Raw genomic sequence first — 12570 nt, forward strand, 5'->3', positions numbered from 1 at the left:
TAAAAATGATATTTTAGTAAAATGCTGATGCTTTGGGCATTATAAATTAATCAAATCCCTTGAATAAATGAAGAGATTATTTACGCTGACCATTTGCCTCTTATCACTCCAAGTTTTACAAGCCGAAACAAACACAACCAATTCGGCAAAGTCAATTAAGCAAATAAACCGGGTAGCCAAATTTAACCCCGATGTTGTAAATGCCGATACTACTATTTTGCCGGTGCTTAACCAGTCGTTGCCGTTAAGTACGTACGGTGGTTTGTACAAACGCAGGTTAGATTCTATCCGCAAGGATATCCAATTGGATTATAATGAATATGTGCAGGCTTATATCGACTTGTATATGCATAACCGCGAAGAAATGGGCCAGGTTGCAGGCTTAACCAAATATTACTTCCCCATTTATGAAAAGGCTTTCCGCGAGGCCGGAATCCCTGAAGAAATAAAATTCCTGTCGATTGTTGAATCAAAGCTTGATCCAAACGCGGTATCAAGGGTAGGGGCGACCGGCCTTTGGCAGTTTATGGGCACAACAGCAAAGACATATGGCCTAAACATGGACAACTATGTTGATGACCGCCGTGACCCTATCCAGTCGAGCTATGCAGCAGCGGCCTATCTAAAAGACGCGTACCAGGAATTTGGCGACTGGCTGCTGGCCATTGCCTCATACAATTGCGGTAAAAGTAATGTTGAACGTGCCGTTGAAAAAGCAGGTGGTGTAACCGATTTTTGGAGCATTCGCCAATATCTTCCTGTGGAAACCCGTGGATATGTACCGGCTTTTATTGCCATGAACTACGTAATGCACTATTTTAATAAACATAATATCGTAGCGCAGGCCTGTAACTTCTCTACCCGTACCGATACGGTGATGGTAAAAAGGGTAGTGCCATTAAACAGCGTTGCCCAGGCGCTTGATGTTAGTTTAAGGGAGATCACCATTCTTAATCCATCGTACCGGATGGCTGTAGTTAATGGCAGTGCCAAAACACCCCGCAGGTTGATCATCCCCCAAACCGCAAAAGATAATTATGCCGCCTTGTATGCTGTTTTAAATGGAGCCGACGCCCCTGTGCGACCAGCTGCTAAACCGGCTGCTTATGCTGCCGTTCAATATACACCTGCTAAGCCCGAGCGCAAAATCCCTACCCATCATAAAGTGAAAAGGGGGGAAACACTTGCGTCTATTGCTGATATGTTTGGTTGCGAAGTGTCAGACCTTAAAGTCTGGAACCATCTCAAAACTAACCGGGCGCCGATAGGGGCCATGTTAAAAGTATCGGCCGGTGAAGTTGCTGCCAACGTGCCGGATGATGAGCCGTATTCGAAGAATTAGTTTGTTTAGTCGGGAAGTGTTTTTTTAGCCTGCTGTAAGATTATTTCGCCACAGAAAGCGTGGGGAAGTGCGATTCCCCTCTTGAGAGGGGTGGAGGGGTGTGTCTCTGCTTTGATACCCTGATCGCATAAACACACCCCTGCTACCGCGCTTTTTCCATCGCGCCCGCTCTCAAGAGGGGAGCTTGAAAGACCCGAAAGTTGAGATCAGCTTTCGGATTTGTCTTTAATAGTAGTGTAAGAATCTTTCGGACTTCCGGGCTCCCCGACTTTCGGACATAAAAAATTTGTATTTTTATAGATATAAAGTCTTTCCGTGAACATCTTTCGGACTTATGCGGACTTTCGGACAAAAATATAGCTATGGAAAAGCCAAAGGAAAATATTGATGAATATATAGCCGGTTTCCCGGAGGATGTTCAGCAAAAACTGCAATTGGTACGTGCTACCATAAAGGCCGCCGCGCCTGATGCTGAAGAGGCTATTAAATACGCCATCCCAACATTTATTCTTAACGGTAACCTGGTACATTTCGGCGGTTTTAAAAATCACATTGGTTTTTATCCGGCACCGCAGGGTTTGGAAGAGTTTAAAGAAGAACTTTCGGGATATAAAGGGGCAAAAGGCTCAGTTCAGTTTCCGCTGGATGAACCGCTACCGCTCGATCTCATTACCAAAATTGTAAAGTTCAGGGTACAGAAAAATATGGAGAAGGCAAAGAAGAAAAAATAGAACATTGCCAAATCCGTTCTTTTAAACACATCTTATCAAAACATTAACCATATTTTACCCTCTTTTTAACATAATCGTAAAAAGGGGCTTTTTTATGTCTGTTCCATAAAAAGAATTGTAATTTTGGGCGCTTCAATTTGAAAAAAATGAATAAAACTAACCGAAAACAGGACGCGCTGAACTACCACTCGCAAGGCCGTCCCGGGAAGATACAAGTTGTACCTACCAAACCAACAAATTCGCAGCGCGACTTAACTATGGCTTACTCTCCAGGTGTAGCCGAACCATGTTTAAAGATTGCTGACAATACCGAAGATGTTTATAAATATACCGCCAAAGGTAACCTGGTAGCTGTGATCAGCAATGGTACTGCCGTACTTGGCTTAGGCAATATTGGCCCCGAAGCCAGCAAGCCGGTAATGGAAGGGAAGGGCCTGCTGTTTAAGATCTATGCAGATATTGATGTGTTTGATCTTGAGTTGAACGCCAAAAGTGTAGATGATTTTGTGAACATCGTTAAGGCGCTTGAGCCAACTTTCGGCGGCGTAAATTTGGAAGATATCTCGGCTCCAACCTGCTTTGAAATTGAGCGCAGGTTAAAGGCCGAAATGAATATCCCCGTAATGCATGACGATCAGCATGGTACCGCCATTATATCCGGCGCAGCATTGATGAACGCCTGCGAAATTCAGGGCAAAAAACTGGATAAGATAAAAATGGTGGTTAATGGCGCCGGTGCAGCAGCCGTATCCTGCTCAAAAATGTACCTGTCATTAGGGGTAAAAAAAGAAAACCTGGTGATGTTTGATATCAATGGCGTGTTAAACCATGAACGCACCGACCTTGACGAGATCAGGATGGAGTTTGCTACTGACCGCAAAGATGTTAAAACACTGGCCGATGCCATGAAAAATGCCGATGTATTTGTCGGCCTTTCGGCAGGCAACGTGGTAACGCCCGATATGCTGAAAACAATGGCTAAAAAGCCTATCGTTTTTGCTATGGCCAACCCGGTTCCTGAAATTGATTATGACCTTGCAGCCGGCACGCGCGATGATATTATTATGGCAACCGGTCGTTCCGATTTTCCTAACCAGGTAAATAACGTGCTCGGTTTCCCTTACATTTTTCGTGGAGCACTTGACGTAAGGGCTACCGCTATTAACGAGGAAATGAAGATTGCCGCTACACACGCCATAGCCGAAATGGCTAAAAAGCCGGTTCCGGAAGCCGTTAACCTCGCTTATAACCTTACTAACCTGAAATTTGGCAAGGATTATATCATCCCGAAACCAATGGATCAAAGATTGATCACCGAGGTATCCATGGCGGTGGCAAAAGCGGCCATTGCTTCAGGTGTAGCCCGTAAAGTGATCACCGATTGGGATGCGTATGCCGAGGAGCTGAGGGTGCGCCTGGGTACTAATGATAAACTGTTGCGTAACCTTACAGCAAAAGCAAAACAAAACCCTAAGCGCGTAGTATTTGCCGAGGCTGATAATTATAAGATCTTAAGATCGGCCCAGATTGTAAAAGAGGAAGGCATTGCAACGCCTATTTTGCTGGGCAATGTGGACAGGATTAAAAAGATCATCCATGATAATGACCTTGATTTGGGTGATGTTCATATCATTGATCCGCGGGAAGGCTGTGAGCATATGGATGAGTATACCGAGTTTCTGTATAACAAACGCCAGCGCAGGGGGATTACCCTGTACGAGGCTAAAAAGCAATTGGTAGACCGTAACTACTACGGCGCTTGTATGGTGCAGTTTGGCCGGGCCGATGCGCTGATCTCAGGTTTAACCAAAAACTACGTAACCACAGTAAAGCCGGCCCTGCAAATTATCGGTACTGAGGAAGGTGTGAACCGTGTTGCGGGGATGTATATGATGATCACGGCTAAGGGCCCTGTGTTTTTTGGCGATACTACGGTGAATGTGAACCCATGTGTTAATGACCTGGTTGATATTACCGTGCTGATTGAACGCTCTGTAAAGCAGTTTAACATCAGCCCGAGGATAGCTGTGTTATCGTACTCCAACTTTGGGTCGAACGAAGGCGAGATACCGGAAAAAACAAGAGAAACGGTAGCGATTCTGCATGAGAAATACCCTGATATGGTTGTTGACGGTGATATGCAGGCCAACTTTGCACTGAATGCTGATTTGCTTGATGATAACTTCCCGTTCTCAACACTTAATGGTAAGCCAGCCAATACGCTGATCTTCCCCAACCTGGAGTCGGGTAATATTGCCTATAAACTTTTACAGGAAATAGGCGGTGCCGAAGCTGTTGGGCCGATATTGGTTGGCTTAAAGAAACCTGTGCATGTGCTGCAGTTAGGCAGTTCGGTACGCGAAATTGTAAATATGGTTACCATTGCCGTGGTTGACGCCCAGGCAAAAGCTGCTGCCAAATAAGCCAAGCCCCCTCTAAATCTCCCCCTGTAGGGGAGACTTTATGGAAATTTCTTAAAAGCCCTCCCTTCCGGGGAGGGTTTGGGTGGGGCTTGCCGGGGGAGATTTAGAGGGGGCTAAAGACGCTGGTATTTAAATGCTTAGCGTCTTTGTTTTTTAAGGTGAGTATCCTGCAGCTTTTTGTTTGTCATTATATAACATAATGACGCCGGAATTTTATCTTTGGATAATCACTGTAAGGCTGTTTTGCCATTAACATCATTGTTTAATAAACTTAATAAGGTAATAATATATGTATGATTATATTAGTGGTAAGCTAATGTTCAAAAGCCCGTCTTATATAGTGATAGATGCGGGAGGGATAGGGTATCATATCAACATTTCTGTAAATACCTACTCGGGCATTAGTGACGACGAAAAATGTAAACTCTTTGTGTGGTTACACGTAAAAGAGGATGCGCACACGCTTTACGGCTTTGCTACCGAAGGTGAGCGCAGGTTGTTCTTACATTTAATCTCCATTTCGGGTATCGGGCCTAATACGGCAAGGATGATGCTGTCATCGATAAGCCCGGCCGAGATTCAGGCAGCTATTGTGAGCGGGAATGTATCGCTGATTCAGCGGATAAAAGGAATTGGGCCAAAATCAGCACAGCGGATTATTTTGGAGTTGCAGGATAAGCTGCGTAAGGAAGGCCCCGATACCTTAACTGTTGTGCCGGTGAGCCAGACTGTTAAGGACGAAGCACTATCAGCATTAGTGATGCTGGGTTTTGCGCGTAACGTTGCCGAAAAAGTATTAGACCAGGAGATCAAGAAAAATAATGGCGAATTAACGGTTGAAGAACTAATTAAGTTCGCGTTAAAAACGCTATAATTACGGATAAATATCTACTAACTTTTGACCAAAGTATTTACTTATAAGACACTTATAAGTGTGTTGTTCATTGTGGTGTTCGGGGGGCTGGGGAATGTGTATGCACAACAAAAGCCCTCGCCTGCGGCTAAAAATGATACAACCAAATCAAATGCACCGATAAACCTGACCGCGCCACGAAGCCAGCGGATGAGGGAAGGTATTTTCAATACCGACCCGGCAGGTCTGGTACGTACTATTGAATATGATCCGGCCACAAACCGTTACATTTTATACGAAAGGGTAGGTAATTTACTTTACCGCCCGCCGCAGTATCTTACGTTTGAGCAATATTTGAAGCTTAAAGAAAGATCGACCCAACGGGGCTATTTTCAGCAGCTGGCAGATAATTACGCCTATGATTCACAGCAGCCGGGGTTTATACCGCCTATAAAGGTCAGGAGCCGTACCTTTGAGCAGATCTTTGGCAGCTCGGTGATTGATATCCGCCCGCAGGGTTCGGCAGAGATGATCATGGCGGGGCAGATAAATAAAAATCAAAATCCGCTTTTTAATACCCGCCAGCGCAGCCAGTTCAATTTTAATTTTGATCAGCGTATCCAGCTCAACGTAACCGGTAATATAGGCGATAAGTTAAAGATCACCACCAATTACAACACCGATGCGCAGTTCCAGTTTGAAAACCAGATTAAGCTGGATTATACAGGCTCGCCGGATGAGATCATTCAAAAGATTGAAGCCGGTACCGTTAGTATGCCGCTTAACACCACGCTGATTACAGGCAGCCAGGCGCTTTTCGGCGTTAAAACCAAGCTGAAATTCGGTCGGTTGGATGTTACCAGTATTTTTTCGCAGCAACGTTCACAGTCAAAAACCATCACCATCACTAACGGATCGCAACAGGGTGAGTTTAGGTTAACGCCTGCCGATTATGAGGCTAATAAGCACTTTTTCCTGTCGCAATATTTCAGGAATAATTACAACAGGGCGCTGGCCAATATCCCTATTATCAGCTCCAATGTTAATATCACTAAAATTGAGGTTTGGACTACCAACCGGACAAATGTAACTACCGATTCGCGCGATATATTGGCTTTTATCGACCTTGGTGAAAATAACCCATACAATAAAACAAGGATTGTAGGCGGCGGCAGCGCCCTGCCTGCCGGTTTTAAGGGGCCGGGTTTCGCACAGCAATCAAACAACCTGTTAACCGTATTGCCACAAAATGCAAGGCTCACCAATTCCAATGATGTTGCCAGTTTTTTCCAGGGATCGGGCAGTACGGATAACTATTCAAAACTGACTTACGCCCGTAAGCTTACCGATAAAGAGTATACCCTGCACCCGCAATTAGGTTACATCTCCTTAAATTATCCTTTAAATAATGACGAGGTGCTGGCGGTTGCTTACCAGTATACTGTTAATGGTGTGCAATACCAGGTGGGTGAATTTAGCAGCGATGTTGCAGTTAACCCAAACACCCCGAACGTACTGTTTGTGAAATTGCTGAAAGGCGAGTTGCTGAAAACCAACTTGCCAACCTGGGATTTGATGATGAAAAACATCTACTCCCTTGGCGCTTTCCAGATAGCACCTACCGATTTTAAATTAACTGTTACCCGCCTGGATGATAAATCGGGCATTGAAAAAACGGTAATGGAGGAGGGGCAAAATACCAAAGGTAAACTGTGGCTTCAGATAGCCGGGCTCGATAACCTCAACCAGCAAAGTGATAAAAAACCGGATGGTTACTTTGACTTTTTAGAGGGGATTACCATCGATTCGCAAAACGGGCGGATTTCGTTCCCGGTGGTGGAACCCTTTGGTTCAGATCTTGCATCAAAATTTACCGCGGGCGAGACTGACCTGGTTAAACGATACGTTTATCAGCCATTGTATGACTCAACCAAAACCATCGCGCAGCAATATTTCCCGGCATTAAACAGGTATGTGATCAAGGGAACCTATACCTCAACGGGCGGTTCGGAGTACCAGCTGAACGCGGTTAACATTCCTCAAGGTTCAGTAATTGTAACCGCCGGTACAGTAAAGCTACAGGAAGGAAACGATTATACCGTTGATTATAACGCAGGGCGGATCAGGATCCTGAACCAGGCGCTATTATCTTCCGGCCAGCCTATTACCGTAAAGCTGGAGAATAATGAATTGTTCGGCGTGCAGCAAAAGTCATTGTACGGCACCAGGCTTGATTATCATGCCAGCGATAAGCTTCAGTTAGGTGCTACTTTGATGCACCTCACCGAGCAGCCCATCACCCAAAATGAAATTGCCGGCGAAGAATCCATCTCCAATACCATTTGGGGCTTTGATGCCAATTACAGTTCAAACTCCAGGTTTTTAACAAGATTGGTTGATAAGATTCCCGGCATCCATACCAAGGTGCCATCGTCCATTAATTTTTATGGCGAGTTTGCCAAACTGATGCCGGGCAGTCCCGGTGCATTGAATTTTGCAGGTTCCAAAAACGGCACATCCTATCTTGATGATTTTGAGAACAGTCAATCGGTAATAGATATTAAAGGAGCTAACAGCTGGCAAATTTCAGGAACGCCGCAGCTATTTGGCGAATCGGCTTTGTTTGATAACCTGAGCTATGGTTATAACCGTGCACGGCTGGCATTTTATAATATCGACCCTGTATTTTATACCAACACAGGTTCCATCCCCATATCAAGAAGTGAACTTTCCAACCATTACGTAAGGCAGGTGATTGAACAGGAAGTTTTCCCGTATAAGCAGTCGGCTACCGGGCAGCCGCTTAGTTTGGCTACCCTGAATATGGCTTTTTATCCAACCATCCGTGGTCCGTACAACTATGCTACAACCGGTATCAACCCTGATGGTACATTACAAAACCCCAAAACACGCTGGGGCGGTATGTTCCGCAAGCTGGAAACAAATGATTTTGAATCTTTAAACGTATCATACATCGAGTTTTGGATGCTTGATCCGTTCATATACAAACCAAACTCGGCTGGTGGCGATTTGTATTTTAACTTAGGTTCATTATCGGAAGATATCTTGAAAGACGGCCGTAAAAGCCTGGAAAATGGTTTGCCTGTTGATGGTGATTTGACCAAGGTTGATGAAACCAGCTGGGGCAGGGTATCCAAACTACAGCCCGTTATAAACGCGTTTGATAACAACCCCGATGCCCGTAAACTGCAGGACGTTGGTTTGGACGGCATGAATGACCAGGATGAGCAAACCAAATTTGCACCGGTTGTTCAGCAGATAAAAGGGCAACTGAACGCGCAGGCCGCAACCGCCATCGCAGCCGACCCTTCATCGGATGACTATCAGTATTACCAGGGGCCAGCCCTTGACCAGGCCCGTGCCGGCATCCTTGAGCGTTACAGCAAATACAACGGCACCGATGGTAACTCGAAAACGGCCCAGCAATCGCAGGCCGAACTTGGCTTGCAAAACTCGGCTTCAACATCTCTGCCCGACGGAGAGGATATTAACCGGGATAACAACATGAGCCAGGAAGATTCGTACTTCCAATACAAAGTATCCATGCGCCCTGCCGATATGGTTGTCGGCCAAAATTACATCAGTGATAAAGTTACCGCACAGGTAAAACTGCCCAACGGTACAACACAGGCGGTTAACTGGTACCAGTTCCGCATTCCTATTACCGATTATCAATCAAAGGTGGGCAATATCCAGGATTTTAAGGCAATCCGTTTTATGAGGATGTTCATGACCAATTTCGCTGATACCGCAGTTCTTCGTTTCGCTACACTTGAACTGGTACGTGGTGAGTGGCGTGCTTACAACAGCGAAAAAAATCCGCTGAACGTAATTGCCGATCCTGCAATCCAAAACCCGCCGATAGATAATTCGACCATCGACGTGCAGGCGGTAAATATTGAAGAGAACGGTAACCGCACGCCTATACCTTATGTGGTGCCGCCGGGTATTAACCGTCAGCGCAATTACAATAACCTGCAAACCAATACCAAGCTTAACGAGCAATCTTTATCGCTTAACGTAAAAAGCCTGCGTGATGGGTATTCGAGAGCAGCTTTCCGTACCTTTTATAATGACCTGCGCAAATACAAACGGATGCAAATGTTTATCCATGCCGAAGGTGATTATTTGAAAGATAATGACCTGAACGCGTTTATCCGCCTCGGCGTTGATTACCAGGATAACTATTATGAGTACGAATTGCCTTTGAAAATAACCCAGCCGGGTACCAGCGATGCAGGAGCGATATGGCCCGATGTTAATGAGATGGACCTGGAACTTGATTTGCTGATCCGGGCAAAGCTTGCGCGTAATCACTCTAACGTGGCCTATAACCAGCTTTTCAAATATACAGAGGGTGATAAGGTGGTTTATATAAAAGGCCAGCCCGATTTAAGTAAACTACGCACCATTATGCTTGGCGTGCGCAATCCTTATAAAGGTACAAATGTGCTTCCGGATGATGGACTGGATAAATCAGGAACTGTTTGGTTTGATGAGCTGCGCCTTACCGATTTTGATCAGCGCGGCGGTTGGGCTGCTACCGCGAGGATTGATGCCAAGCTTGCCGACTTTGCCGATATCACCGTATCCGGCAGTAAAACAACCATCGGTTTCGGTACGCTTGATTCAAGGCTGAACGACCGGAGCCAGAGCGATGACCAAACCTATGATGTATCTGCCAATGTTGAGCTAGGTAAGTTTTTCCCGGATAAAAGCGGCATCCATATCCCGGCATATATCAATTTGTCATCACAAAGGAGCATGCCGCAGTATGATCCCGGTGCGCCGGATGTTGAGCTGAAGGCGTCGCTGGCGGCGGCAACCAGTACCAAAGAGCGCGACTCTATCAGGAATGCGGCTATTGATATTACCACCCGCAAAAGCATCAACTTTACCAATGTGCATAAGGCACGTACAAACCAAAATGCTATTAACCACATTTGGGATATTGAAAACTTTAATGCTACTTACGCTTACACCGAATACAATCACCATGATTTTGTGACACAGAATGATGTGGAGAAAACCTATAATCTCACACTCGCTTATAACTATACCAATCAGCCCAAATACTACAGCCCATTCGCTAAGATCATCAAAAGCAATATGCTGGCTCTGTTCAGGGATTTGAACTTTAGTCTGCTGCCATCGCGATTGAATTTCAGTATTAACTTCGATCGTTTTTATTCGGAGAATACCCTGCGCGATAATGATCCTAATAATTATATCCCTATCCCGACAACCACCTTCAATAAGTATTTCAACATAACCCGTGTATACGGCATAGGCTGGAACCTGTCAAAATCATTACAAATGGATATCGACGCTACCAACCTTTCGGTTGTGGATGAACCCGCCGGGCGCATAAACGGTTTAAAACGCGATACCCTTTGGGATAACCTGAAAAAGCTTGGCCGCACCACCAACTATAACCATACCATCAATTTTAACTATACAGTACCTATCAACAAAATCCCGGGATTGGATTGGGTATCGGCGGTAGCGCGTTACAGTACACACTTTAACTGGCAAACACAGCCGCTGTTTGCTATTAATAGTACCAACTATGATGTGGGCAACAGTATCCAAAACTCAAGGGCTATCCAGCTTAACCCAACCCTCAATATGGTTTCGCTGTATAACAAATTCCCTTTTATCCGTAAGGCTAATAATCCTAACAATAAAAAGAGCAACATCCTGATTGGCTTGCTAACCAGTGTTAAAAACCTGAGCGCAACCTATACCCGTACACAGGGAACGTTTTTACCGGGATACTTACCGCAGTCGGGCTTTTTTGGTGCAGATGGCAATGCCCCCGGATTAGGCTTTTTATTAGGTAGCCAGGCAGATATCCGGGCCAGGGCTGTTGCTAACGGCTGGATCACTACCGATACCCTGCAAAATCAGTTATATACTACATCGCTTAATGAGGATATGCACTTCAGGGGTATTATTGAACCATTTAAAGATCTGCGGATTGAGCTCAGCGCCTTTAAAACCCAGGACCATAACTACCAGGCTAACTTCAAATACCTGGCCTCAAGCAATAGTATAGAAACATTAAGCCCGGTTACATCGGGCAACTACAGTGTATCGTTCCTTACCATTGGCACCGCCTTTGAATCGGCAAAAGGAATAAACAATGTTTCCGGTACTTTCCAGAAATTTTTGGATGCCCGCGCCGTGATATCGCAAAGATTAGGGCGTACCAATCCAAATTCGGCCGGAGTTGCTGATGGTTATGCCGATGGTTACGGGCCAAATTCGCAAAACGTATTGGTGCCGGCGTTTCTGGCGGCATATGCCGGTAAAAATGCTTCGGGCAGTAATCTGTCGCAATTCCCTAAAATTCCTATTCCTAACTGGCAGGTAACGTACAATGGTTTAAGTAAGATCTCCTGGTTCCAGGATATTTTTGATTCGTTCGACCTGAGCCATGGTTACCGTTCGTCATATAATGTAAGCGGCTTTACATCGCTGCTGCAATATCGCGAGGCCAATGGAGCTGCCTCCTCGCGCGATTTGAACAATGATTTCCTGCCATTGTACCAGTTTTCGCAGGTTACCATTTTTGAGCAGTTTGTACCCTTGTTAGGCGCAAGCGTTCGCTTCAAGAACAGCATGACTGCCAATGCCGAATATCGCCAAAGCCGTTCGCTGAGCTTAAGTATGCTTAACAGCCAGTTGGCACAGCAAAATGAAAAGATCATCGTTTTTGGCTTTGGTTATCATACCAAAGATTTTCATTTTCCGTTTGGCTGGTTTGAAGGCATTCAGCATAAGGATGTGAACTTTAAGCTCGATTTTTCATTGCGCGATAATAAAACACTTATTTACCGTGCCGATGTTGAATCGGCCGAAATCTCATCAGGTGCGCAAAATATTACCGTAAGGCCATCTGTTGATTATGTGATCAACCAGCGCTTTAACCTGAATTTGTTTTACGATTCGAACCTTACCAAGCCCTATACTTCGCAAACGTTTAATACATCATTTACCAATTTTGGAATTAATTTGAAGTTGTTGCTGCAATAAAAGTTGGGTGCAGTGTGATTCCTAAGAGCTTGTTGCGAAATACGGAGCAAGCCCAAACCATACAGGGCGGCTCTTCAAATGAGGAATTGCTTCCTGGCCCCTAAGGGCTTCTCGCAGATTTAAGCTACCCCATAAAATTATCAACCTGAAATTTTAATAGGA

General features: G+C 45.1%; 5 protein-coding genes. All 5 read left to right on the forward strand.

What is annotated here, in order from left to right; all coding sequences use genetic code 11:
• The first annotated feature begins 67 nt into the window (after positions 1 to 67).
• The 5 genes from SNE26_RS27450 (at position 68) to sprA (ending at position 12408) form a co-directional block, all read left to right on the forward strand.
• Complete coding sequence (locus tag SNE26_RS27450; protein WP_321557025.1) at positions 68 to 1342, forward strand: transglycosylase SLT domain-containing protein; 1275 nt, start codon at positions 68 to 70, stop codon at positions 1340 to 1342.
• A gap of 362 nt (positions 1343 to 1704) precedes the next feature.
• Positions 1705 to 2073 (forward strand): DUF1801 domain-containing protein, encoded by a 369-nt coding sequence (locus tag SNE26_RS27455; protein ID WP_321557026.1) that lies wholly within the window; start codon positions 1705 to 1707, stop codon positions 2071 to 2073.
• 146 nt (positions 2074 to 2219) lie between these two features.
• Positions 2220 to 4496, forward strand: a complete 2277-nt coding sequence (locus SNE26_RS27460; protein ID WP_321557027.1) for an NADP-dependent malic enzyme — start codon at positions 2220 to 2222, stop codon at positions 4494 to 4496.
• 289 nt (positions 4497 to 4785) lie between these two features.
• Positions 4786 to 5370 (forward strand): Holliday junction branch migration protein RuvA, encoded by a 585-nt coding sequence (ruvA, locus tag SNE26_RS27465; RefSeq protein WP_321557028.1) that lies wholly within the window; start codon positions 4786 to 4788, stop codon positions 5368 to 5370.
• 24 nt (positions 5371 to 5394) lie between these two features.
• Positions 5395 to 12408 (forward strand): cell surface protein SprA, encoded by a 7014-nt coding sequence (gene sprA / locus SNE26_RS27470; RefSeq protein WP_321557029.1) that lies wholly within the window; start codon positions 5395 to 5397, stop codon positions 12406 to 12408.
• The last annotated feature ends 162 nt before the right edge of the window (positions 12409 to 12570 follow it).

Source organism: Mucilaginibacter sp. cycad4 (assembly GCF_034263275.1).
GTDB lineage: Bacteria > Bacteroidota > Bacteroidia > Sphingobacteriales > Sphingobacteriaceae > Mucilaginibacter.